This is a genomic window from Bacillus sp. FSL L8-0193 (genome assembly GCF_037976065.1).
GTDB classification, from domain to species: Bacteria; Bacillota; Bacilli; order Bacillales; family Bacillaceae; genus Bacillus; species Bacillus paralicheniformis.
Window position 1 is genome coordinate 1420809 of sequence record NZ_CP150261.1, and the last position, 25055, is coordinate 1445863.

A 25055-nucleotide genomic window follows, 5' to 3' on the forward strand; every position below is an offset into this window, starting at 1 on the left:
AGGAGGTGGCTCGGATGGCTCTTTCACCGGAAGTATCTTTTGAAGATATCGATGATGACAGCGAAGTGATTGAGACTTCAAAAACGTACAAAATTGATTTTGAAACAGGCAGGATGACGGGTGATATGATTTCAGGACTCGAAGCGGTCGAACAAATGGTTTACATGGCGCTGAGAACTGAGCGCTACGCATACGCCGTTTACAGCCATAACATCGGAAATGAGCTGCAGGAAGTTCTTTCAGATCATGAAACGACCGACGCTTATAAAGAAATGGAGATACCGAGACTGATTGAGGAAGCCCTCATATATGACGACCGAATTTCTGCGGTAACCGATTTCGAGATTGAGCGTCAAGGTGATGCCTTCCATGTGTCTTTTTCGGTTGAAACCGATGAAGGGACATTGGAAATCGAGGAGGTGATAGGGGAAGATGTTTGAAAACCAGACATTTGAAGAGATTATGGAACGCATGCTTGAGCGGGTTTCGGATGAGATTGACAAGCGTGAAAACAGCGTTATTTGGAATGCGCTTGCCCCGGCAGCTGCCGAGCTGGCGCTTTCTTATATTTGGCTTGATCAAGTGCTGAATTTGGTTTATGCGGATACGGCTGAGGGCGAATATTTGGACAGAAGGGCGGCTGAGGCCGGTCTTGAGCGCTATCAAGCGTCCAAAGCCATTTGGTCAGCAGCCTTTACGGATGGCGTATCGGTTCCCCCCGGAACTCGCTTCTTTCTGGAAGACTTATATTTTACCATGCTCGAAGACGGCAAGCTTGAATGTGAAACGGCCGGGACAAAAGGAAACGCCAATCTCTCGGGGCGGCCTTTGCTTCCGCTCGATACCATTCCAGGGCTTGAAAAGGCGGTTGTGGGAAGTCTTGAAATTCCCGGCCGTGATGAGGAGACGGATGAATCGCTGTATGAAAGGTATTTGATCCGCGTCCGCCGCGAAGCGGTCAGCGCGAATCAGATGCATTACAAACAATGGGCCGAAGAAGTGGACGGCGTGGGTAAAGCGAAGGTCTTTCCGCTGTGGAATGGCGAGGGAACCGTAAAGGTTGTCATTACAAACGCGAAAATGGAACCTGCCTCTGATGCATTAATCGAAAGAGTCAAGCAATATATCGATCCCGATCCGGGAAAAGGGGAAGGTATGGCGCCGATCGGAGCTTATACTGCGGTTGAAAGTGCGGTCTGGAAAGACGTCAGCATATCTGCAAAAATCATTCCTGAATCAGGCCGGACGATCGATGAAGCTAAACAGGAAATTGTAGAAAAAATCACAGCGTTGTTTAAAGAAATGGCCTTTAAAGAAAGCGTCATCCGTCTCTCGCAGATCAACAACATGATCTATGAATCGTCCTCTGTCAGTGACTATTCGGAAGTCTTCATCAACGGGGAAGCGAAAAATCTGCAGTTGATAGAAACGGAAATTCCAAAGCTGGGGCAGGTGACCATCATTGAGCAAGATTGATGAAATGGCTTTTCATCTGCCGCCATACTTGACGGAAATCCGGGAGATCCAAGACATTTTAGCGGCCGAGGCGCCAGAATTTGAGAAGCAAAATCAAGAGATTTTCGATATAACAGACCAGCTTTTCGTCACGACGGCCACATGGGGGCTGGACAGGTGGGAAAAGATTTTGAATGTCAGACGCGAGGCTTCAGACGGCGTTAATATTCGAAGGGCACGACTGTTAACCAAGATGTCCAATATTCCGCCGATTACTGCGCGCTCGATCGAGCGCGCGGTCAATGCCTTTTTAAAACAGCCGTCCGCATCCGTCAGACTGACGGCCGGACGGTATCATTTTTTGCTGAGCGTAAACGGTGAGGATCTGCAGTTTATACCTTCGATCATTCAAACCGTCAATCATATGAAGCCCGCCCATTTGGCTTATACATTCCGGGGCGGGTTTCATTATGAATATCGGCCGCCGAAAAGCATTCATAACAGACTTGTTTTAAGAAGCAAAAACGGATTTTTCGGTACGATACCGGTTTATTTGGACGGACAGTATCTGCTTGATGATTCATTCTACTTGAACGGTTTTCGAGAAATCGACGGTCTGCCCCGCAGGTTTAAACAGCAGCTCACACTGCGCCACAAGAAGCGGCAATACATCCGGTCCGCCTCGAGCTTGACGATAAAGGCGACCGCTGAAAACCGGCGGAAACAGCAAACAAAAGCAGGCATGAAAACCGGCATTCCCAATCAAAACAAACAGATCCAATCCTTCAAAATCAGCTGCAAATGCGAGCATGAATTTAAGCAAGCAGGCGCGCTAGAAATGAGGGAGAAGTGGTGGACGTTAAACGGCGCATTTTTGCTCGACGGAACGAAGCAGCTGGCAGCAGCGGCGCAAAAAATCGCATTGTAAAGGAGAAATCAAAATGGCACAACAATTAACAGTGACAACGCTTTATGCGAGACAGCAAATGGCAAAAGCACGGGCTGAGGGGGGCAAGCTCACCAAAATCACAAAAATGGCTTTCGGAAACGGAGGTACAAACGATAAAGGTGAACCCGTTGCTTTACAGGGCAACGAACAGGCGCTGAAAAACGAACTCTTGCAAAAGGAAATCGACGGCTTTGTCTTCATGGAACCGGCGAAAGTCCGCTATACATGCACTTTGGGAGAAAGCGAACTGGCAGGAGAGACGATCAACGAGCTTGCCCTTGTCGATGAAGCCGGAAAATTCACAGCGGTCAGAACGATGACAGACAAGCAAAAAGACGGCGACATCGAGTTCGTCTTCGAAATCGACGACATTTATTAAAGGAGCTGAAACAAGGTGGACATCCAAAAACCGAGACGCCAGGTTCCTGTTTTTTTATCCTAAATAAGAAGCAAATACACCAGAGTGGTGCCAAACCTAAAAAAATACAGCAATAGTCATCACAATTGAATGAGAGGCGAAAACAGGATGGATATAAAAAAACCAATGAGTTTTAAAACAACAGATCGTGCCCATGCTGATCTTTTTAATAAAGTTGTCGATCAGCTCAATGAAAATGATCAACTGATTGTAAACTATATTGATGAGATCGATCAAAAAACAGCAACAAAAAAAGAGCTGGATTCACATGTGAAAGACGGCACACTGCATATTACAGAACATGATCGACACAGGTGGAATGAAAGTCAACTGTTTAATATTACTCAGGAAGATGGGCAAGGGAAAATTAATATTCATGAAAATGAAGATTTTCATGTTGTCCTCCCTCAGCATACAGGACTTATTCACTTTACGGCGGAGTCAGGGGCACTAAACGGACCTGGTCCTTCTATCAGAGGAATTTGGACATGTAATTCTGAGGGAAATGAAGGACAAATCATCGCTTTTGACAGAGCAAATAAAACCTATCGAAAATCAATTTTGGGGGGTAAATGGACGGAATGGACGGAATTGGAAACAACAGCAGGGTCTCAAACAAAAGTGGATGCTCATGCGGACAACCCCGACCTTCATATTTCCGAACAAGAACGTAAAAAATGGAGTAGCGGACAATTATACAAGTTAACGAATGATCAAGGTTCAAGGACAAGATTGCAAAGTGGAGCAGATATTTTAAAACTGCCGACCGGATTTTATGTTGCATTAGGGAATGAGGTACAAAATAACCCGGTTCAAGATAGTTCCTGGTTTACCTATGATGTCATTGAGGCTGATTTAGAACGAAAAACAATATATGCATGGCGGACTTATGATAATACATTATGGCATGGATCTGTTCATACTGATGGAATTTTTAAGGGATGGAAGCGAATTATAACAGCTGCTGATTTAGAGCCTGCCTGGACCGAAGTTCCCCTTAAGAACGGAGCTTCCCATGGTGATCGAAAGGTGCGTTGTGGTTTAATAGGCGGACTTCTAATATTAGAGGGGGAAATTGTGACAAAAAGGGGTGTTGTTTTTGGGACACTTCCGGAAGCCTATCGGCCGTCAAAATTTCGAAGCAGAATTGTTCCGATTTTCGGTACCACAGGGATGACTAAGTTATATATTGAACCTGATGGAAATATGAGATTGGAAGGCCAGATTGCAGATAAACTTGAGAACATTACATCTTATGGTTTAGATGAAGTGATTCCCCTTTAAAAAGTAAGGGGTTATACATTTTGATATCATACTTTTTTGTCGGCATAATGAATGTCGAGTACATGTGTAAAGGGGGATAAGAGACGGTGCAATCAAACGATATTTTTCAGAAAGAGATTACAGAATTAAAGTCCGGGCAAAAAATACTCGAAAAACGCGTCAGCACACTCGAACGAACATCAGACCGCCACGATCAGCAAATCATCTCAATTAACGAAAAACTGAACAAAATCGAAGAGAATACAACTTGGATCAAGCGCAGCATCACAGGCGCGATCATTACAGCGGTCAGCACCGGCATCATCGGCGGAGCGATCGCTGTTTTTTATAATTTATTGCAGAAATAAGGGAGGACAAGATGATGAAACATATCGACAAAGGCACGGTCGTCAGGACGGTGCTTCTTTTTATTGCGCTGGTCAATCAGACGTTGATCATGTTTGGAAAGCCGGTTTTACCGGTCGCCGAAGATCAGATTCATACATTGGCGGATGCCCTGTATTCGGCAGGGTCTGCGGCTTTTACGATCGTTGCATCACTGGTTGCCTGGTATAAGAACAACTATTTGACGAGCAAAGGGAAAATGCAACAAGAGGTTTTACAGAAAAAAGGTTTAACGAAATGAAGCCGTCTTTGAGGCGGCTTTCTGAATTGAATGTGAAAAGGAATGATGAAGTTTGGTCAAAGTCATCAAGAACTTTGTAAAAGTCAATCAATACACCCGTCCCGGGCTGAAGCTTGCGGCAGTCAATGGAATTGTCATGCATTGGACGGCGACGCCCGGGGCTTCCGCTTTAAATGAGCGCAATTATTTCAATGGCACTTGCATTATTGACAAGCGTTATGCCTCGGCTCACTATTTTGTCGACCGCCATGAGGCACAGCATGTTATTCCCGATCAGGAAGTCGCTTATCATGCGCATGATCAAAACCGCTGCTATGTCAGCTTCCTGAAGCCGAATGCCAATACCATGGCGCTCGGGGTCGAAATGTGCGTGGAAAAAGACGGTACCATCCATGAAAAGACGATTCGCAATGCGGCAGAGCTTGTAGCTGATTTGTGCAAGACATACGGTTTGTCCACAGATCGGATTGTCCGCCATTACGATGTCACCAACAAAAGCTGTCCAACCCCGTGGGTGAAAGATGCCGGCCAATTGTCAGCTTTCCGTAAAAGAGTAGACGCCCTTTTGGGAACGAAAACCGTATCCGTGTCAGCTGCCTCCACCAGCAAAACAAGCTCATCGTCGGGCATTATACTCAAAAAAGGAATGTCAGGCGCTCATGTGAAAAAGCTGCAAACGCGCTTGATCGCGGCCGGTTTTTCGCTGCCCAAATACGGGGCGGACGGAAGCTACGGAAACGAGACGGTGCAAGCGGTTGCTTCTTTACAAAAGAAAGCGGGAATTAAAGCCGATGGCATTTACGGCCCGGCAACTGAAAAAGCCCTCACAGCCGCTGAAGCGTCAGCGGGCGGTAAGAGCAAGACATGGACTCTTCCCGCCGGCATTTATAAGGTGAAAAGCCCGCTGATGAAAGGAACGGCCGTCACACAAATTCAGACAGCCCTTGCGGCTCTTTATTATTACCCTGATAAAGGGGCCAAAAACCACGGGATCGACGGATACTACGGAGTGAAGACGGCAAACGCGGTGAAACGTTTTCAGTTGATGTACGGTTTGGGGGCGGACGGAATATACGGACCGAAGACAAAAGCGAAAATCCTTGCTCTCTTGAAATAAAGGAACTTTTAAAGTTCCTTTATATTTTTAAAATTTTCAAAAATATATATTCACAACCATACTTGTATGGTAGTATGGCAGAGAGGAGGTGAGAGTCATGACAATGAAACAGTTAAACCCGCGGTCTGTCAGAGACCAAATCTATCAGATGCTGAAGGAAGAAATCATGAAGTTTCGGCTTGTGCCGGGTGAGCTGATATCGGAAAAAGAGATTTCAGAACGGTATGAAGTCAGCCGCACTCCGGTCAGAGAGGCTTTTTTGCAGCTGTCGAGAGAAGGGCTTCTCGAAGTCTATCCGCAGAAAGGAACCCGCGTATCGCTAATTGATCTTGATCTGGTGGAGGAAGCGAGGTTTATGCGGGAAAACCTGGAAAAGGCTGTAGCTGAACTGGCGTGTGAAGACTTTCCGGAGGAAGCTATGTTTAAGTTGGAGCAGAATGTGAAGATGCAGGAATTATCGATTGCACAGAAAAACTATGAAAGTTTGTTTGAATTGGATGAAGCTTTTCATCAGGCGATTTTTGAAGGCTGCGGAAAAGCGAATGTTTGGGCTGCGATTCAGCAGATGAACGTTCCCTTCCAAAGAATCCGTTTATTAAGGCTTGCCGCCGATTTTAACTGGAATACCATTCATCAGCAGCACGGGGCATTAACAGAAGCGATTCGAACAAAACAGAAGGCGAAAGCTAAGAAAATTGCCGAGGAGCATTTGCAGCTGGTCATCGTTGATAAACAGATGCTCATTAATGAGTTTCCCGGTTATTTCAAAAGTAAGCGCTTTTAAAGGAGTGGTGATGTGAAAGCTGCGGTGATGACGAAGCCATTTTCAATTGAATTTCGCGACGTTCCGCGTCCCGAACCGGCCAGCGGCGAAGTCCTTGTCAAGGTAAAGGCCGCCGGGATTTGCGGCAGTGATGTGCATTTTTACGACGGTTCAAATCCATATGCACAGTACCCTCAGATTTTTGGTCATGAGCTCGCAGGCATCATTGAAAAAACGGGGGCCGGGGTGAGGGAGCGATCCGCGGGCGAAAGGGTCGTAATTGAACCGGCTATTCCGTGCGGAGGCTGTTACCCTTGTCGGAAAGGGAGGACAAACGCCTGTGTGAACATCGATATGATCGGATCGGTTCGCAGAGGAGGCTTCGCTGATTTTATCATTGTCCCGGAAACGCATGTCCATCCGATTCCTGAGCAAATGGATTTTGCAGCCGCAGCGTTGTGCGAGCCGTTTTCCATCGGAGCGCAGGCGGTTCGGCGGGCAGCTATTCAAACAGGCGAAACGATTGTCATATTGGGAATGGGTCCGATCGGGTTAACGATTTTGGCACAGCTTAAAAAGCGCTTTGACTCCCGTGTAATCGCTGTCGATCCCGTACGGGAAAGGCTTGAGCTTGCCGAAGCATTCGGTGCGGATGCCGTTATACAGCCTGGTGAAGAGGATGCCGAGCAAATGATTCTGAAGCTGACAGACGGAGAAGGAGCGGGGATTGTGTTCGAAGCGGCCGGGATTCCCGCGACGATTGAGCAATCCGTCCATTTGGCAGCTGCCGCCGGGCGCATTGTCATTGTCGGCTTAACGGGGGAAAATGTGACGATTCCGGGTCTTCTTCTCACAAAGAAAGATATTGAAATTTACGGAACAAAACACAGTGTCAATCAATTTCCCGACGTCATTCAATTTTTGAATGAAAACCCCGAAATAGCCCGATCTTTTGTCACTGAGATCATGCCTTTTACAGAAATAGAAGAGGCATTGAAAAAAGCGAAAAACTGTCCCCATCAGGTCACAAAGATCATTTTATCTTATTGAATCGGTGAGGAGGAAGTGTGATGAAAATGGTTTTCAGATGGTATGGAGAAGGAAACGACTCCGTCACCCTTGAGCAGATCAGGCAAATTCCCGGTGTAGAGGGGATCGTTTGGGCGCTTCATCATCAGCCGCCAGGTGAAGAGTGGCCATTGGAAGAAATGTTAGAAGTGAAGCGGCAGTGTGAACAGCACGGTTTTCACATTGAAGTTGTTGAAAGCGTTAACATTCATGAGGATATTAAGCTCGGGCTGCCGACGAGAGATCTGTATATTGAAAAATACAAGCGAACGATTGAAAATTTGGCCAAAGCCGGCGTAAAAGTGATCTGCTACAATTTTATGCCTGTATTTGACTGGCTGCGGACCGATTTATACAAAAAGGCTCCAGACGGTTCCACCGCTCTGTTTTATGAGCACGTAAAGGTGCACACAATCGATCCTTTTGCGCTTGTCGATCAAATCGCCAAGCATCCCGAATTCACGATGCCGGGCTGGGAACCGGAGCGGCTGGAGCATCTGACAAGGCTGTTTGAAGCCTATCAAAATGTGACGGAGGAGGATCTGTGGAGCCATCTTCACTATTTTCTTGAACACATCATTCCAACCGCCGCACGCTGCGGAATCACAATGGCGATCCATCCCGATGATCCGCCGTGGCCGGTTTTCGGACTCCCGCGCATCATGACCTCAGGAGAAAGCATCGGTCGGCTTCTCCAGCTTGTCGATCATCCGGCTAATGGTGTGACACTGTGCAGCGGTTCATTGGGCGCAAATCCCGAAAATGATCTTACCGCCATGATCCGTGCGTATGCCGACCGGATTCCCTTTGCCCATATCCGCAACGTCAAAGTCTACGAAAACGGCGATTTTATCGAAACATCGCACAGAACAAAAGATGGCACCGTTGACATTTGCGGGATTGTAAAAGCCTACCATGAAACAGGTTTTTCAGGCTATGTACGTCCGGATCACGGCCGCCACATCTGGGATGAAAAGTGCAGGCCCGGCTACGGACTGTATGACAGGGCGCTCGGTATCATGTATTTATGGGGCATATGGGATTCGCTTAATAGAGAAGAACAGGGGGCTTCACAATGCTTGAAATCCATGAAAATTTAGCGGGAAAAACTGCGGTCATCACAGGCGGCAGCGGGGTGCTTTGCGGCGCGATGGCGAGAGAGCTCGGCCGGCAGGGTATGAATGTTGCCATTCTTAATCGAACCGTTGAAAAAGGAGAACTCGTGGCCGAAGCTATTCGAAAAGCCGGCGGCGCAGCGATTGCCGTTGAGTGTGATGTCATCAATCAACGAAGCGTTGAACGGGCGAAGCGCGTTGTGGCCGACCGATTCGGCGGCTGTGATCTATTGGTGAACGGGGCCGGCGGCAATCACCCCAATGGCACGACATCAGATGAAACATTCAACTCCGAGCACCTCTTCCAGGATAACATCAAGACATTATTTGATCTGAACTGCGATGATGTCGGTTCTGTTTTCAATTTAAACTTCCTCGGTTCTTTCATTCCAACACAGCAATTTGCAAAAATGATGCTGAACCAAAAAGGGGCATCCGTGATCAATATTTCTTCAATGAGCGCTCAAACTCCGATGACGAAAGTGCCTGCTTACAGTGCTGCGAAAGCGGGCATCGACAATTTCACGAAATGGCTGGCCGTCTATCTGGCCGAAACGGGGATCAGGGTCAACTCCATTGCCCCGGGATTTTTCCTAACCAATCAAAATGAACGGCTTCTTCTTGATCAAAACGGCGAATTTACCGACAGGGCAAAGAAGATCATCTCTCACACCCCGATGAAGCGTTTCGGCAGCCCGGAAGATTTGCTGGGGACGCTGCTTTGGCTGGCGGATGAGAATATGTCCGGATTTGTTACCGGTATAACAGTGCCGGTGGATGGCGGGTTTACGGCTTATGCCGGTGTCTAAACGATGCGATAAAGGAGGCCGATACATGAAGCAGATTGTGTGTGAAAAGCCTTATCATTTTAAAATGACGGATGTGAAAATACCGGAACTTAAGGATGGGGAAGCATTGGTCCGCATCAAACGGATCGGAATTTGCGGGACCGATTTTCACGCTTATTGCGGAAAACAGCCGTTTTTCTCTTATCCAAGGGTGCTCGGACACGAGCTGTCCGGTGAAATTGTCAGCATCGATGATACCGGCGGAACGCTTAAGCCTGGCGATCAAGTGTCAATTATTCCTTATTTGGAATGCGGAACATGCATCGCCTGCCGGCACGGCCGGCCCAACTGCTGCGTGAATCTGAACGTCCTCGGTGTTCATACAGACGGGGGCATGCGGGAATACATAAACATCCCGGCAGACCACCTGTTAAAAACAGAAGGATTGACGCTCAGCGAAGCTGCTGTCATTGAATGTTTGAGCATCGGCGCCCACGCTGCAGAAAGGGCAAATATCAAAAAAGGGGAAGCGGTGCTTGTCGTTGGAGCGGGTCCCATCGGGCTCAGCGTGATGAGATTCGCAAAATTGAAGGGGGCGAAAGTCATCGCGATGGATGTCAGGAATGAGCGCCTCACATTTAGCCGTGAATGGGCTGAAGCCGATGAAGTTGTATTAGCGGGAGAACATGCGGCGGATGAGATCAAACGGTTGACGAACCGCGACTATCCGGCGGCTGTCTTTGACGCGACAGGGCACCTTGGATCGATGAACAGCGCTTATCAATACGCCGCACACGGGGGCCGGCTGATCTATGTCGGGCTGGTTCACGGCCATCTGGTCATGCCCGATCCTGAAATCCACAAGCGGGAGCTGACCATTTTATCCAGCCGCAACGCATTAAGAAGCGATTTTGAGACGGTGATAAAAGCCATCAGGGATGGCGGAGCGGATGCGAACCGGTTTGTTACCGGACAGATTGCGTTTCGCGATGTTGTTGACGGATTTCAATCAGCACTTGCTCCGGAAACCAATCCTGTGAAAGTGTTGATCCATCTGTAATACCACATAAAATGAAAGCGTTTTCTAAATTCCGGAAAGAGGGGGTTGCCCATGTTTTCAAACGGCCGCGGGTTTGTCATCGTGATGCTTTTTCTGGCGGGAGTGATTAATTATTTGGATCGTTCAGCATTGTCTGTCGCCGCTCCTTTTATTCAGGAAGATTTGAACATACGTCCGGCGCAGATGGGCATGCTGTTCAGCAGTTTTTTCATCGGATATGCCATCTTTAATTTTATCGGCGGCTGGGCATCAGATAAGTATGGAGCGAAACATACGCTGTCGGCTGCAATGGTCGTATGGTCGGTTTTCAGCGGGGCCATTGCACTGACATATAATTTCGTCTCACTGTTTATCATCCGCGTCATTTTCGGCATGGGGGAAGGTCCGCTGTCAGCTGCAACGAGCAAGTCGGTCAACAATTGGTTTCCGCAAAAAGAAAGAGCAAGGGCGCTTGGCATGACGATGTGCGGAACGCCGCTCGGCGGAGCCATTTCAGGACCGATCGTCGGATTGATCGCGATCCATTGGGGGTGGAAGGCTTCCTTTGTGTTGATCATGATCATCGGGCTTATCTGGACTTGGTTCTGGATGAAATTCATGAAAGATAAGCCGGACGACTCCCGCAGTTTGTCCCCTGAAAAAGAAGCGCGTCCGAAAAAGGATACCGGCATCCCGCTGTCTTTTTATTTGAGGCAGCCGACCGTGCTGTTTACGGCGTTCGCATTCTTTTCTTACAACTATATTTTATTCTTTTTCTTAACGTGGTTTCCGAGCTATTTAACGTCAGCCCGGGGGCTGAGCATACACGATATGAGCGTTGCAACGATGATACCGTGGGTTGTCGGATTTCTCGGTCTCGCGCTTGGGGGATTTATATCGGATTATCTGTTCAAGCTGACGGGCAAACAGATGTTTTCGAGAAAAGCCGTGCTTGTGTGCTGCCTTTTGGCTGCGGCGGTATGCATTGGATTTGCCGGGCTTGTCACGACTGCGTTTGGAGCTGTTGCCCTTGTCGCACTATCGGTTTTCTTTTTGTATTTGACCGGCATCACATACTGGGCGATTATACAGGATATCGTTCATCCGGACAGGGTCGGGGGTGTTAGCGGATTCATGCACTTTCTTGCCAATACGTCCGGTATTATCGGTCCGACCGTTACAGGGTACATCGTCGAGTATACCGGGGCTTTCACAAGCGCTTTTTTGCTTGCGGGAGGGCTGGCGGTGGCAGGTTCTATTTGCGTCGCTTTGTTTGTGAAACCGATACGTTCTGAGAAGCTGCCTCAATCTGTTGCAGAAGGCGGACAGGGGCATCCTTTATGATGCACATACTGCTGAAGGCATAAAAAACCCCCTTCTCAGCAGGGAAGGAGGTTGAAAGTTCAGGCTTCACGGTTTGTTTTTTCTTTTGTTCAGCGTTTTAATGATTTTCTCGCTTCTTCTTCTGAGAAGAGAGGTATAGTCTGACAGGCCAAATTTTGCGAAATCGACGTGTTTGACTTGTTTTTTCAGTTTTTTCACAGCATCACCTAATTCAGCGCTTTTAGTTGATTGGTTTATTGTATGTATGAAACGGGAAAACGGAATAAGGACGGGAGAATTTTCCCGTCCTCGTTAAGCTTTTTTTCTTTTATACTCGCCGATCAGCCGTTCGTTTTGCCGGAAAATCCGTTCGGTATGGGGGCTGACTTCGTATTTCGCGATATTGGTTTTGGATTGCTTTTTAAACATTTTAAAGGCGAGGCGCTTTTTTGCGCTTTCATGGTCTTGCTGAAAAGCAGGCTCCATCAGTCGTCACCGTCCTCTTCGTTTGGTAGCAGAAGATCATAGATGCTTGTTAAAGAAGTAAACAGGAGGTAGTCAAATTCTGTGACAAGGTCTTCTGAGGTTAACTTCATGACATAGTCAAAATCGTGGATGGAAAAAGGAATGAGGACCATTTTTCCATTTTCTTCATAATAAACGTCTTTGCGCTCAAGCTTTTCTTGAACATCGAAGCGGTTTTCCATATGCTCAAGCAAATGATCCTTGCTTTCTTCTGAATTATATTCGCAAAGTGCAGCGGATATATTCATTTTTTCGGCAAATCGTTTGATGAGCTTTTCGATCCCTTCTGCATATGCTTCTATATTTCCATAATAGATGTGGATCGGTTCGTTTTTCAATAGGTATTGAAACGTTTTCAGCCTGTTTTGATATGTGTGGAGGAGGTCGTTGTTTTCTTCGAGAAGCATTCTTGTGTCTGTCGCGAGTTCGGAGCTGCCGAGCTTTTTAAAGTAAGCGTTTAAGAAAATAAAAGCGTCTGTCAGCGTGAAAAAAACGGCAACGATCAAGTAATGAAGCGGGTTTGTGAAAATCGACTGCGGATCGTGCGTCCAATAAATCACGGCGCCGATAACATAAAGCAGGTACCACGTTTTTCGGATCGCGACCGTTTTTTCGGTGAGCTTTTTTTCAAAACGCCACACGGCAGCCACATACAGAGCCAGCGCCAATACAATGAGCCAAACAAGGAATTGATAAAATAGCAGCATAACTGGTTTCCCTCTTCCCGAGAAATAGTGCAGTTCCTATTCTATTGTTATGCCGGCTTTCTTTTAAACATGAAAACTCCCGTCCTGGATTCGGACGGGAGTGTGCTGATTAAAAGAATAAATCTAGTATGAAATAGGCAAATGCACCGATGGTTGCCGAAATGGGAAGGGTAATGACCCATGTGATCAACATCCGTTTTGCGGTGCCCCAGTTTACGCCTTTCACCCGGTGGGAAGCGCCTACGCCTAAAATGGATGAAGAAATGACGTGTGTCGTGCTGACAGGCAAATGGACGATCGTCGCACCAAAGATGATGAGGGCTCCCGTCAAATCTGCAGAGACACCGTTGACGGGACGGATCTTCATGATTTTTCCGCCGACGGTTTTGATGATTTTCCAGCCGCCGACAGATGTTCCGAGTCCCATGGCTGTGGCGCATGCAAGCTGCACCCAGAACGGGATGTCAGTTGTACTGTGCAAGTTACCCGCAATTAAAGCCATCGTAATGATACCCATCGCTTTCTGTGCATCGTTCGTGCCGTGTGTATAGGACTGTATGGCAGCTGTCGCGATTTGAACGCGCCGGAACCGCTTATTCGTTTTGGCCAGATTGCTGTTCTTAAAAATGACTTTGACGATGCTGTAGATCAAATATCCTAAAACAAACGCCAAAACGGGCGATAATATAAGTGCTTCGATAATTTTAATAAATCCGTGGTATTTAATCGCGGCGAATCCTTCCGATGCGATGACAGCTCCGGCAATCGCTCCGATGATCGCGTGGGATGAGCTGCTGGGAATGCCGAAATACCAAGTCACCAGGTTCCATGTAATGCCTGCGATAAGAGCTGCAAGGATCACGACCGATCCGTTTTCCAGTTTGAAAGGGTCGGCGATGTCGCTCGTAATGGTTTTCGCTACGCCTGTGAACGTCATGGCGCCGGCGAAGTTCATAACTGCCGCCATTATAATGGCGTGCCTTGGTTTTAACGCTTTTGTCGATACCGAGGTGGCGATCGCATTTGCCGTATCATGAAAACCGTTGATAAAGTCAAATGCCAAAGCAAAGATGACAATCAGTATGGTTAATACAAATAAAAGATCCATTATAATCCCTCGTTACGCATTTTTCATTATGATGGTTTCTAAATTGTTTGCTACACTTTGGCATGAATCTGCGATTTCTTCTAGCGTCTCATAGATTTCCCTGTACTGGATCACTTTAATCGGATCGGTCTCTTTCCCGAAAAGATTCTTCAGCGATTTGCGGTGCAGGTTATCGCAGTTATGTTCGTATTCTTTAATTTTAATGGCGTGCGGCTGAATTTCTGTCAGGCGATTTTCCGCCAGCAATTCAATTGTCAACAGAATTTCTTTTGCGCATTCTCTGATATAGCCGCTGAATTTATCAATATGCTCATCTGAAGATGTGATCGAGAAGATTTCCATCATGGCTGAAAAGTGTTCGATACCGTCGAGTACATCATCGAGGCTGTTTGTAAGCTGAAGGATGTCTTCGCGTTCGATCGGCGTGATAAATGCTTTGTTCAGCTCCTTAATCATCGTATGTACATAATTATCTCCTTTTGTCTCATACTCTTTTAAGGTATCCGCGAATTCTTTAAGGGTTGTCTGATTCGTCACTTTATAGTTAACAAAATACTCAGCTGTTTCGTCTAAATTTTTTGCAATTTCCGTCAAAAGCACGGAAAACTTGTCTTTTTTTCTTTTCAACATTTGTAACCCTCCATTGTTTAAATGAGACAATGCACACATCAAAATATTATATAACTTTTTGTCGAAAAAAAACAGGTGCAGTCGAAAAAAACCATTTAATTTTTAGATATTCACATCTTTTAGGTGGGCGCAAGCACCAGCTGCCATCCGGGATTTTATGATGACAATAGGCGTTTTCTCCTTTCAGCTAATTGTGTCAAAAGAACGAATGACAGGATTTTTTTGAGGAATTTGGGAGTTTGGGTTCAAAAAAATAGAAAATTGGGAGTTTTCCTTATTTTCAGTTCGCTTTCCTGTTATAGTAGTAATAAACTGGAAAGGAAGGTGATCTGATGAGACGGTTAGCTTTCTTAGTTGTTGCGATTTGCTTGGCGGTTGGTTGCTTTTTCAGTCCGGTGTCAAAAGCAGAAGGGGTTATGAGCGGCGGAGATGGTGATAAAATCGCCGTCGGGAAAGACGGTATGGTGGCTACGGCCCATCCGCTTGCATCAAAAATCGGAGCCGAGGTGTTGAAAAAGGGCGGGAATGCCATTGATGCAGCAATTGCGATTCAGTATGCTCTGAATGTAACGGAGCCGATGATGTCGGGAATCGGCGGCGGTGGATTCATGATGGTCTACGATGGCGAGACGAAGGAAACGTCGATCGTCAACAGCAGGGAGCGTGCTCCACAGGGTGCCGAACCTGACATGTTTTTGGATGAAGACGGAAAGGTGATTCCTTTTTCAGAAAGGTCGAGACACGGAAATGCGGTCGGTGTGCCGGGAACGCTGAAAGGGCTCGAAGCAGCGCATAAAAAGTGGGGAACGAAGAAAATGGAAGACTTGATATCGCCTTCCGTTAAGCTTGCAGAAGAAGGGTTCCCGATCGATTCGGTTTTGGCCGATGCGATAAAGGACCATCAGGACAAGCTCAGCAAAACGGCCGCAAAGGATATTTTCCTTCCCGACGGTGAACCTTTGAAAGAAGGTGATATCCTCGTACAAAAGGATTTGGCCAAGACGTTTAAATTAATACGGAAAGAAGGGTCAAAAGCCTTTTATGATGGAGAAATCGGCCGGGCGATAGCAGATGTCGTGCAGGATTTCGGGGGTTCGATGACACCTGATGACCTGTCCCGCTATGAGGTCACAACAGATAAGCCGATCTGGGGCGAGTACCACGGCTATGATATCGCAAGCATGCCTCCTCCAAGTTCAGGCGGAGTGTTCATGCTGCAGATGCTGAAATTGATTGATGATTTTCATTTATCCCAATACGATCCAAAATCATTTGAAAAATATCATCTGCTCGCGGAAACGATGCACCTCGCCTATGCGGACAGGGCGGCATATGCGGGCGATCCAGAATTTGTCGATGTTCCGCTCTCAGGGCTGCTCGATCCCGATTATATTAAGGAGCGGCAGCAGCTGATCAGCCTTGATTCGATGAACCGCGATGTGAAAGCAGGCGATCCATGGAAATACGAGGCGGGAGAGCCGAATTATGAGATCGTGCCTCAGCCTGAAGATAAGACGATCGGGGAGACGACGCATTTTACCGTCACGGACCAGTGGGGCAATGTTGTCTCTTATACGACTACGATTGAACAGCTTTTTGGAACGGGGATTTTAGTGCCCGGGTACGGACTGTTTTTAAACAATGAACTGACCGATTTTGATGCGGTTCCAGGCGGAGCGAACGAAGTTCAGCCGAATAAAAGGCCGCTTTCAAGCATGACGCCGACGATCGTTTTTAAAGACGAAAAACCGGTGCTGACTGTTGGTTCCCCGGGAGGAACGACGATCATTGCTTCCGTTTTCCAGACGATCTTGAATTATTTTGAGTACGGCATGAGCCTTCAGGATGCGATTGAAGAGCCGAGAATCTATACGAACAGCCTGACTTCTTACCGCTATGAATCGGGAATGCCGGAGGATGTCAGACTGAAGCTCAATGACTTCGGCCACAGATTCGGTGCGAATCCGGTTGATATCGGCAATGTCCAAAGTATTTTCATTGACCGGGAGAACAGAACGTTTATGGGGGTTGCCGATTCAAGCAGAAACGGGACGGCGGTCGGCGTCAACATTAAGACATCGGCTAAATAGCGGAAGCAAGGGCTTGGTCTAAGGCTTTTAGATCAAGCCTTCTTCCGTCTGTCAGCGGGGAAAAGAGGATTTTTTTCGAAAGAAGAGAAATATATTTTTTGTAAGCGTTTACTAAGTTGCGAAGGAGGGAGACCATGATTCACACGTTGGCAAATGGATTTTACCGCTTTTGCGAGTGGGTGATGCGGCTCGCCTATTTGAATCTGTTGTGGATCGGCTTCACGCTGGCGGGAGCGGTCATCTTCGGTTTAGCGCCGGCGACTGCCGCGATGTTCGCTGTGACAAGACAGTGGGCGCTGGGAAAGATGGATATCCCGGTGTTTCAGACGTTTTATCAGGCGTTTAAAAAGAAATGGGCCAAAGCAAGCGTTCTCGGTTTGATATTGGGTCTGATCGGTTTATTGCTGATTGTTGATTTTCAAATTGCGGCCGTCTATTTTCACGATCAGCCGGTTGTCTTAAGTCTGTTCATCAGTTTGTTTATCATTTACGCCATCATCCTCTTTTACGCTTTTCCAATTGATGTCCACTACGATTTAAAACGGATTGCAGTGCTGAAATACAGCTTTATCATCGGCTTTTCCCGTCCGCTCACCTCGTTTTTCATGCTGATCAGCGCGTTTGGCATGATTCTGCTCGCTTTATTTCATGTCACATTTCTTCTATTCTTCAGCGGCAGCGCTTTAAGCTTCATTTTGACGAAGCTCTCGTTTCAGGCGTTCCGCGCAATAGACGGGCGCCGGACAGATAAGCAGGCTGCCGTCACACGCTTGAAATGAAGGTGTTCGTTCGGTGAACCGGTATCAGCATTTAAAAATTAAAGATCAATTGTTTATCTTGATTTCATTGATCATGGCCGTTTCGCTCATCTTGATCTTGAGCGGCGTTCAATACGCGTTCCGTGTCTATGACCAGCAGATTTACAGGAAGTCGTCACAGGTGCTGATGTTATCATCAAAAAGCATTGAAGATGAATTGAAAAAGATTGAGGATGTGTCATATCAACTGACCACTGACGCCGCCATCCAAGCAAACCTTCTGAAAGCCGGCCGCGGCCAAAACAAATACGTGACCTACCGAATGAAAAGCAAAATCTGGGATAAGCTTGCCGAATATACCGGCTCTAAGCGGTACATTAAATCGATTCATTTGTTTGATGCTTCCGGAACCGAGTATTCCGCAGGTGCGAATTTAACCGAAGCATTGCGGGAGCAAAAGAATGCGCTGATCGAAAAAGCGTCGCGCCAAAAAGGCGGCAACACGTGGGAGCCTATGCCGGGTGAAACCGGCGAGCTGTTATCCGTCCGGGAAATTCGCTCCTATGAGCGTTTAAACCTTGACCACCTGGGAACAGTGGTGATTGTCGCCGATTTAAAACGGGTGATCGGCGATCTTCCGAAAGACTGGGGGGAAGGCGCAGGCAAGATTGCGATGTCGGACGGGCAGGAGCTGTTTTTTTCTGAAATGCCTTTCAGCGAAACCGATGGACTACGTTTATCTTCTCACGCAGAAAACGGATATGACATTGTGGAGGAAAACGGCCAGCGCTTTTTCGTTTCATATGTCAAATCAGCGTATAAGAATTGGACGTATTGGAGCCTGATCCCTTTTGACGCGATGTTTTCGAAAATCTCTGCGATGAAGACGATCCTGATTTCCCTTTTTATTCTCTTCTTTCTGATTGCGGTTCTCTTTGGAAGGAAAATGGCCAGGGGCATTACGAGTCCGATTGAGAAGCTGGTGGCAGCCATGAAAAATGTCCAAACCGGCGATTTTAAACTGGCGCCGCTCACTCGTGCTCCTTCAGACCGGCAGGATGAAGTCAGCGTCTTAAACCGCAACTTTTTTACAATGGTTGAACGGATCAATGAACTGATTGCCGAGAACTACGAGAAGCAGCTGATGCTGAAAGAGACGGAATTCAGAGCGCTCCAAGCGCAAATCAACCCCCACTTTTTATACAACACGCTCGAGTCGATCAACTGGCTGGCAAAAACGAACCGTCAGCCGCAAATTTCAAAGATGACGGAATCCCTCGGGTTTTTGCTCAGGAATGCCATCAATATGAAAAACGACGTGGTGACGATCGAGGAAGAAGCTGAAATTGTGCTCCACTATTTTACCATTCAGCGTTTTCGCTTTGAGGAGCGGCTCGTTTTTGAACTCGACATTGAGCCGGCGGTGAAAAAATGCCGCGTGCCAAAGCTTGTCCTCCAGCCTTTGGCTGAAAATGCGATTACATACTGTCTCGAGCCCTTCATTGAACCTTGCCATATTCACATTAAAGCATATAAAAAAGGCGGGTTTGTATATTTAACGGTTACCGACAACGGACCGGGCATGGATGAAGACTTTTTGGAAAAAGCGAGAAGAGAGCTTGTCCGGACAAGAGGCAGAGGAATCGGACTGCAAAATATCGATGAGCGCATTCAGCTGATGTTTGGCAAAGGGTACGGCTTGACGATTTCAAGCGAAAAGAACAAGGGAACCGAAATGTTAATTAAAATACCATTTCAAAGCGGGGTGTGATGATGTATAAAGTGCTGTTGGCGGACGATGAACGGATTATTCTCGACGGCATCTCCAGCATGATCGAGTGGAGTTCGTTTGAAACGTCTTTGATCGGAGCCGCACAAAACGGGATTGACGCTTACCGCCTGATTATGGAAGAGCGGCCGGACATTGTGATCAGCGATATTAAAATGCCCGGGATGGGAGGACTCGAACTGATCGAGAAAGTGTCCCGCGACTACCCGTCAATCCGGTTTATTTTGCTGACGGGCTTCGGCCAGTTTGAATATGCAAAAAAAGCGATGTCATACGGAGTCAGACATTATTTGCTCAAACCCTGCAATGAAAACCACATTACAGATTCGCTTCAAAGCGTGATCGGCGAGCTGAAAAAAGAGGAATCGGCGCAAAAAGTAAAAAATGATCTGGAGATGATGAAGCCGCATCTTATGAAGCAAATGTTAAAAGAGCTGGTCACGGGCAGCCGTATCGAGGATGAAACGTGCCTGCGCTTTTTTTCAGAGCAAAAGGTCATCAGACTGATCCTGTTTTCCGTCCGGGACGGGGATGACAAAGACTATGCCCAAGGTGTTGAGTCCATTGCGGATGAGGTGCTGAACGGTTCTTTCATCGCTTCGGCCTGCGTTCAACAAGTGCTTGTTTGTGCAGTTGACGGAAAAGTCGCTCCTGCCGTACTTGAGGAAAAAATGAAAAGCGTCCAAGAACTTTCACGCCATCTGCTTCAATTTGAACCTGAAGCATCACTCAGCGAAAGCGGCAGTATCAGCGAAGCCTCCGCTATGTACGAAAAGGCATACGCACAGATCGTCCAACATGAAGGAGAGACATCGGTTTTAATCGGGAGGATGCTCGATCTCATCGAAAAGGAGGCCTCAAATCCGAAGCTTTCGCTGAAATGGGCAGCCCGCAACATGCTGTACATGAATCCGGATTATCTCGGCAAGCTGTTTAAACAGGAAACCGGTGAAAGGTTTTCAAGCTATGTTGCAAAGGTGCGCATCAAAAAGCGATCGCGAAGATGAAGAAGTCTAAAAACACGGCCATCGGCGCACTGGCAGAGGAGCTGGGGTTTGGCCACAATCCGAAATACTTCAGCCTTGTTTTTAAAAAATACACAGGACTCACCCCGTCAGAATTTCGAAAAAAAGAAGAAAACACGTTTTAATGCCGCCGGTATATTCGGCGGTTTTTTGCGTATTGACGGAATCTCTGTTTTTTTAACATTCTTCTCTGTTTTTTGAGTTTCTGGGACAAAAAGTTGAATTTAAAATGAAATGTAAGCACTTACAAAATAAGGAGGGGAAATGTTGATGAGAAGATTTGTGTTTTTCTCATTTTGCGTTTTGCTGACGCTCGGCCTGTTCGGATGCAGTTCAAACACTGAAGAGGCGGCCGGTGCGGACGGCAAAAAGAAGGTTACCTTGAGGGTCGCGTGGTGGGGCGGACAGCCTCGGCATGATTATACATCAAAAATCATCGAGCTGTATGAAAAGGAACACCCGCATGTCAAAATCGAAGCGGAGTTTGCGAATTGGGACGATTATTGGAAAAAGCTTGCCCCGATGTCTGCGGCGGGTCAGCTGCCGGATGTGATTCAGATGGATATGGCGTATTTATCCCAATACGGCAAGAAAGGCCAGCTTGAAGACCTGACTCCGTACGTCAAGGACGGGACCATCAATACCGAATCGATTGGTGAAAAGACGATCAAAGGCGGCAAAATCGGTGATCAGTTATACGGCTTCCCGCTCGGTGTGAATGTGCTGTCGGTGATTACAAATGATGACATGCTAAAAGAAGCGGGCGTTGAAATTGACGACGGCAGCTGGACGTGGACCGATTTTGAAAACCTGGCGCTAGAGGTCGAGGAGAAGACGGGGCAATACGGTTCAAACGGCATGCATCCGCCTGATGTCTTTTTCCCTTATTACTTGAGGACGAAGGGCGAGCGCTTTTATAAAGAGGACGGCACAGGCCTTGCTTATTCAGACGACAAGCTGTTTGTCGATTACTTCAAGCGTCAGGTGAAGCTCGTTGATGAAAAAGCATCGCCGACACCTGATGAAAGCGCGCAAGTGAAGGGAATGGAGGACGATTTTATCGTTAAAGGCCGAACGGCTGCAACATGGAATTATTCAAATCAGTTTTCGGCGTTCGCACAGCTGACCGATGCACCTCTGTCATTAAATCTGCCTCCTGAACAGGCGAAAGAAAAGGCGCTGTTTTTAAGGCCGAGCATGCTGTTTTCAATCCCGAAAAGCTCCGAGCAAAAAAAAGAAGCGGCTGCATTCATCGACTTCTTTATTAACAATGAAAAAGCCAATGCCCTGATCAAAGGAGAAAGAGGCGTGCCGGTTTCCTCCAAAATTGCGGAAACGGTGAAGAAAGAACTGAGTGAAGAGGAGAAAAAGATTTTCGAATATGTCGAACGGGCTTCGGAGTCCGCGGGGGAAGCGGAACCGCCTGAACCGATCGGCAGCGCCGAAGTTATCAAACTGCTAAAAGACACATCAGACCAGATTTTGTTTAAAAAGATCACGCCTGAAGAAGGAGCCGCGAAGTTCAGAAAAGAAGCGGACGCGATACTGAAAAGAAATCAACAATGATAAGCGGGACAAGTGGAGGAAGGCCGCTCATCAAATGCAGGAGGAAGTGAACGTGAAGCGAAAAAATAGAATTGACAATTTGGCGGGTTACGCCTTTATTTCCCCGTTTATTATCGGATTTTTATGCTTTACCGTCATTCCGATGGGAGCCTCGCTGTTTCTGTCTTTTACAAGCTACGATCTGTTCACCCCGCCCAAATGGGTCGGCCTTGACAACTATAAGGCGATGCTGACAGATGATGAAAAGTACTGGGGCTCGCTGAAAGTGACGTTTTATTACGTGCTCGCGGGTGTTCCGCTGCGCCTCGCGTTTGCGCTTTTCATTGCGGTGATTTTGAACAGAGCCGAAAAAGGTGTCGGCATTTACCGGACGCTCTTTTATCTCCCGTCCATTATCGGCGGCAGCGTGGCGGTCGCGATTATGTGGCGAAATGTATTCGGCAATGACGGTGTTATCAATGCGCTTTTGTTCTTCCTCGGATTTGACAAGAAGATTCTTTGGTATCAGGATCCGACAAGCGCATTGTGGACCTTGATTCTTTTGTCGGTGTGGCAGTTCGGCTCTTCCATGCTGATCTTTCTTGCCGGATTGAAAAATATCCCGCCGATGTATCAGGAAGCGGCAAGCGTCGACGGTGCAAACAGATTTCAGCGTTTTTTTCTCATTACGCTCCCGCTTCTCAGTCCGATCATCTTTTTTAACCTGGTGATGCAGACCATTTCAGCCTTCATGACCTTTACGCCGGCCTACATTATTTCAAAAGGGGAAGGCGGTCCGCTTGACGGGACGCTTCTATATTCTCTCTATTTGTTCCAGCGGGCCTTCAACTTTTTCCAAATGGGCTACGCATCGGCGATGGCATGGGTGATGCTCATCCTGATCGGCCTTGTCACATTCATATTGTTCAAAACTTCATCCTTATGGGTGCATTACGAATCGAAGGAGGGGTAGCTGGTGGAGCCGGTAAAAGACATTTCGGGGCGGGCGGCGCCTGCCCCGCTTCCCGCAGGAACGGGAAAGAAAAGAGCCGGGCAGCTCGTGTTCCATATCGCGACTGCCGGTCTTGCGATCATCCTTTTGTATCCCGTTATCTGGCTGATCGCAAGCTCGTTTAAAGAAAGTGCGAGCATATTCGCCACATCTCACTCGCTCATTCCAGACCCTTTGATCCTGTCCAATTACACGGAGGGCTGGAAAGGGATCGCCGGACAGCCGTTCATCACATTTATTAAAAATTCGCTTATCATCGTCGGCCTCTCGACGGTCGGTGCGGTTTTGTCCTCAGCGTTCATCGCTTACGGATTCGCACGGATTCCATTTAAAGGGAAGGCATTTTGGTTTAGCTGCATGATGGTGACGATGATGCTGCCGCACGAGGTTCTGATGATTCCGCAATACATCATTTTTGCAAAACTGGATTGGCTGAATTCATTCAAGCCGATCGTTGTTCCACAATTTTTCGGGCACGCGTTTTTTATCTTTTTGATGATTCAGTTCATCAGGACGATCCCGGTAGAACTCGATGAAGCGGCAAAAATTGACGGCTGCAGCCGTCTCGGCATCTTTTTCAGAATCATTTTGCCATTGATCGCACCGGCGCTCGCGACGTCCGCCATCTTCTCGTTTTACTGGAAGTGGGAGGAGCTGATCAATCCGCTTCTTTACTTGAACAAGCCGGAGCTTTACCCGGTTTCTCTGGCACTAAAGCTGTTTTTAGATACGGAAACGGCGTCTAACTGGGGGGCGATGTTTGCGATGTCAGTCGTCTCACTCGTCCCGGTGATTCTCGTATTTTTCGTTTTTCAAAAATCGATCGTCCAAGGAATCAGCATGAGCGGATTAAAATAACAAAGGGGAGAAAAATGCATGACAAAGCTTGTTTTTGATGAAGAAAAACTGAATGAAGTGATCGACAGAATCGTCAAGCGGACATTTCAGATGGATTTCGAATGGGATTGGCCGGGCGGCGTCGCGTTTTACGGCGTCGCTGAGGCGTATGAAGCAACCGAAAATGACGAATACCTCGAACTTTTGAAAAACTGGACGGATGAAAAGCTTGAAGACGGCTTGCCTAAGCTGTCGATCAACGGGGTATCCATCGGCCATACCCTTCTGTCGCTCTACCAGGCGACAGGAGATGACCGTTATCTTGACACCGCCCGGCAAATGGCGGACTATGTGCTCCGCGAAGCGCCCCGGTTCGCAGATGGGATTTTGCAGCACACCGTCAACTCAGAGAAACATGTATTCCCTGAACAGGCATGGGTCGATACGATGATGATGGCGGGCTTGTTCCTTCTCCGAATCGGCAAAACTGTCGGCAGCGAGGCATATTTTGAAGACGGGCTGCGCCAGTATCACGGCCATGAGGAATTTTTGCAGGACATGGAGACCAATCTCTATTATCACGGATGGGACCATGTGGCCAAAAACAATCTGTCAGGCATATTTTGGGGAAGGGGAAACGGATGGGCCGCTTTGACAATGGCTAAAGCGCTCCCTTTGATCGATGTTACGCATCCTTCATACATGATCATTGACGGTTCACTTCGAGACTTGTTGAGCGCGCTTGTCAGGCTTCAGCATCCTTCTGGTTTATGGCACACCGTACTGACGGATCCTGATTCATATCTTGAAGTGTCGGGATCTGCGGGGATTGCTTCCGGCCTGCTGTCCAGAGGCTCGCTATACCACAAATCCGTTCAGAAGGCGCTCACAGCCATAACAGATGCGGTCGCGCCTGACGGAAGGGTGGAACGCGTTTCAGCGGGCACAGCAGTGATGCGGGATGCACAGGGATACAAAGACGTTCCGTATAAACGGATTCAAGGCTGGGGACAGGGGCTTGCCCTGACGTTTTTGGCAGACGTCGTCCGCTCCAAGTCGCGCGCGTTCCAATAGAAATTGAAAAA

General features: G+C 47.5%; 25 protein-coding genes and 2 pseudogenes. 22 read left to right on the top strand and 5 right to left on the bottom strand.

The window, feature by feature from the left end:
* Nucleotides 1-14: 14 nt before the first annotated feature.
* From MHH76_RS07155 to MHH76_RS07220, 14 genes and pseudogenes are all read left to right on the top strand, one after another.
* Nucleotides 15-440 (top strand): DUF2634 domain-containing protein, encoded by a 426-nt coding sequence (locus MHH76_RS07155; RefSeq protein ID WP_023856724.1) that lies wholly within the window; start codon nt 15-17, stop codon nt 438-440.
* Entirely contained in the window at nt 433-1476 is a 1044-nt protein-coding gene (locus tag MHH76_RS07160; protein ID WP_020451032.1) for a baseplate J/gp47 family protein, read from the top strand. The genes MHH76_RS07155 and MHH76_RS07160 overlap by 8 nt, the downstream gene beginning before the upstream one ends.
* A pseudogene (locus MHH76_RS07165) lies at nt 1463-1918 on the top strand (putative phage tail protein); the annotation flags it as partial. The gene MHH76_RS07160 and the pseudogene MHH76_RS07165, both read left to right, overlap by 14 nt.
* A gap of 478 nt (nt 1919-2396) precedes the next feature.
* The gene (locus MHH76_RS07170) at nt 2397-2783 is read left to right on the top strand and encodes a phage tail protein (protein ID WP_020451034.1); all 387 of its coding nucleotides are present in this window, start codon (nt 2397-2399) and stop codon (nt 2781-2783) included.
* Nucleotides 2784-2930: 147 nt separating this feature from the next.
* Nucleotides 2931-4106 carry a hypothetical protein gene (locus tag MHH76_RS07175; protein WP_025811599.1) on the top strand — a complete coding sequence of 392 codons (1176 nt, stop codon included), beginning with the start codon at nt 2931-2933 and terminating at the stop codon, nt 4104-4106.
* Nucleotides 4107-4192: 86 nt separating this feature from the next.
* Nucleotides 4193-4453 carry a hemolysin XhlA family protein gene (locus tag MHH76_RS07180; RefSeq protein ID WP_023856725.1) on the top strand — a complete coding sequence of 87 codons (261 nt, stop codon included), beginning with the start codon at nt 4193-4195 and terminating at the stop codon, nt 4451-4453.
* Between the two features lie 14 nt (nt 4454-4467).
* Entirely contained in the window at nt 4468-4731 is a 264-nt protein-coding gene (locus MHH76_RS07185; RefSeq protein ID WP_023856726.1) for a phage holin, read from the top strand.
* A gap of 52 nt (nt 4732-4783) precedes the next feature.
* Nucleotides 4784-5848, top strand: coding sequence for an N-acetylmuramoyl-L-alanine amidase (locus MHH76_RS07190; protein ID WP_023856727.1), 1065 nt, complete (start codon nt 4784-4786; stop codon nt 5846-5848).
* Between the two features lie 97 nt (nt 5849-5945).
* Nucleotides 5946-6632 (top strand): GntR family transcriptional regulator, encoded by a 687-nt coding sequence (locus tag MHH76_RS07195; RefSeq protein WP_023856728.1) that lies wholly within the window; start codon nt 5946-5948, stop codon nt 6630-6632.
* A 12-nt stretch (nt 6633-6644) separates the two neighbouring features.
* Nucleotides 6645-7661 carry a zinc-binding alcohol dehydrogenase family protein gene (locus tag MHH76_RS07200; RefSeq protein WP_023856729.1) on the top strand — a complete coding sequence of 339 codons (1017 nt, stop codon included), beginning with the start codon at nt 6645-6647 and terminating at the stop codon, nt 7659-7661.
* 20 nt (nt 7662-7681) lie between these two features.
* On the top strand, nt 7682-8779 hold the full coding sequence (gene uxuA, locus MHH76_RS07205) for a mannonate dehydratase (protein WP_023856730.1): 1098 nt from the start codon (nt 7682-7684) through the stop codon (nt 8777-8779).
* Nucleotides 8755-9603, top strand: coding sequence for an SDR family oxidoreductase (locus tag MHH76_RS07210; protein WP_023856787.1), 849 nt, complete (start codon nt 8755-8757; stop codon nt 9601-9603). The genes uxuA and MHH76_RS07210 overlap by 25 nt, the downstream gene beginning before the upstream one ends.
* Before the next feature lie 25 nt (nt 9604-9628).
* Nucleotides 9629-10642 carry a zinc-binding alcohol dehydrogenase family protein gene (locus tag MHH76_RS07215; RefSeq protein ID WP_023856731.1) on the top strand — a complete coding sequence of 338 codons (1014 nt, stop codon included), beginning with the start codon at nt 9629-9631 and terminating at the stop codon, nt 10640-10642.
* Between the two features lie 51 nt (nt 10643-10693).
* The gene (locus MHH76_RS07220) at nt 10694-11965 is read left to right on the top strand and encodes an MFS transporter (protein ID WP_023856732.1); all 1272 of its coding nucleotides are present in this window, start codon (nt 10694-10696) and stop codon (nt 11963-11965) included.
* Nucleotides 11966-12031: 66 nt separating this feature from the next.
* Here MHH76_RS07220 and MHH76_RS07225 read toward each other — a convergent pair whose 3' ends face one another.
* The 5 genes from MHH76_RS07225 to MHH76_RS07245 form a co-directional block, all read right to left on the bottom strand.
* The gene (locus MHH76_RS07225) at nt 12032-12163 is read right to left on the bottom strand and encodes a hypothetical protein (RefSeq protein ID WP_023856733.1); all 132 of its coding nucleotides are present in this window, start codon (nt 12161-12163) and stop codon (nt 12032-12034) included.
* Nucleotides 12164-12256: 93 nt separating this feature from the next.
* Nucleotides 12257-12430 carry a type II toxin-antitoxin system SpoIISB family antitoxin gene (locus MHH76_RS07230; protein WP_023856734.1) on the bottom strand — a complete coding sequence of 58 codons (174 nt, stop codon included), beginning with the start codon at nt 12428-12430 and terminating at the stop codon, nt 12257-12259.
* The gene (locus MHH76_RS07235; RefSeq protein ID WP_023856735.1) at nt 12430-13176 is read right to left on the bottom strand and encodes a type II toxin-antitoxin system SpoIISA family toxin; all 747 of its coding nucleotides are present in this window, start codon (nt 13174-13176) and stop codon (nt 12430-12432) included. The genes MHH76_RS07230 and MHH76_RS07235 overlap by 1 nt, the downstream gene beginning before the upstream one ends.
* Before the next feature lie 109 nt (nt 13177-13285).
* Entirely contained in the window at nt 13286-14284 is a 999-nt protein-coding gene (locus tag MHH76_RS07240; RefSeq protein WP_023856736.1) for an inorganic phosphate transporter, read from the bottom strand.
* Nucleotides 14285-14296: 12 nt separating this feature from the next.
* Nucleotides 14297-14914: a DUF47 domain-containing protein gene (locus MHH76_RS07245; RefSeq protein ID WP_023856737.1), complete on the bottom strand. Its 618-nt coding sequence runs from the start codon at nt 14912-14914 to the stop codon at nt 14297-14299.
* Between the two features lie 332 nt (nt 14915-15246).
* Here MHH76_RS07245 and ggt point away from each other — a divergent pair, with 332 nt between their 5' ends.
* From ggt to MHH76_RS07285, 8 genes and pseudogenes are all read left to right on the top strand, one after another.
* Nucleotides 15247-17004 (top strand): gamma-glutamyltransferase, encoded by a 1758-nt coding sequence (gene ggt / locus MHH76_RS07250; protein WP_023856738.1) that lies wholly within the window; start codon nt 15247-15249, stop codon nt 17002-17004.
* A 134-nt stretch (nt 17005-17138) separates the two neighbouring features.
* Nucleotides 17139-17783, top strand: a complete 645-nt coding sequence (locus MHH76_RS07255; protein ID WP_023856740.1) for a YesL family protein — start codon at nt 17139-17141, stop codon at nt 17781-17783.
* Between the two features lie 13 nt (nt 17784-17796).
* A complete protein-coding gene (locus tag MHH76_RS07260; protein WP_023856741.1) occupies nt 17797-19533 on the top strand; it encodes a histidine kinase in 1737 nt (578 codons plus the stop codon).
* A pseudogene (locus MHH76_RS07265) lies at nt 19533-20701 on the top strand (response regulator). Before MHH76_RS07260 ends, MHH76_RS07265 begins: the two are co-directional and overlap by 1 nt.
* A gap of 139 nt (nt 20702-20840) precedes the next feature.
* Nucleotides 20841-22142 (top strand): ABC transporter substrate-binding protein, encoded by a 1302-nt coding sequence (locus tag MHH76_RS07270; RefSeq protein ID WP_033155143.1) that lies wholly within the window; start codon nt 20841-20843, stop codon nt 22140-22142.
* Nucleotides 22143-22176: 34 nt separating this feature from the next.
* A complete protein-coding gene (locus MHH76_RS07275; RefSeq protein WP_031305097.1) occupies nt 22177-23094 on the top strand; it encodes a sugar ABC transporter permease in 918 nt (305 codons plus the stop codon).
* 21 nt (nt 23095-23115) lie between these two features.
* Nucleotides 23116-23991, top strand: a complete 876-nt coding sequence (locus MHH76_RS07280) for a carbohydrate ABC transporter permease (RefSeq protein WP_223254846.1) — start codon at nt 23116-23118, stop codon at nt 23989-23991.
* An 18-nt stretch (nt 23992-24009) separates the two neighbouring features.
* Nucleotides 24010-25044 (top strand): glycoside hydrolase family 88 protein, encoded by a 1035-nt coding sequence (locus tag MHH76_RS07285; RefSeq protein ID WP_023856745.1) that lies wholly within the window; start codon nt 24010-24012, stop codon nt 25042-25044.
* Nucleotides 25045-25055: the final 11 nt, after the last annotated feature.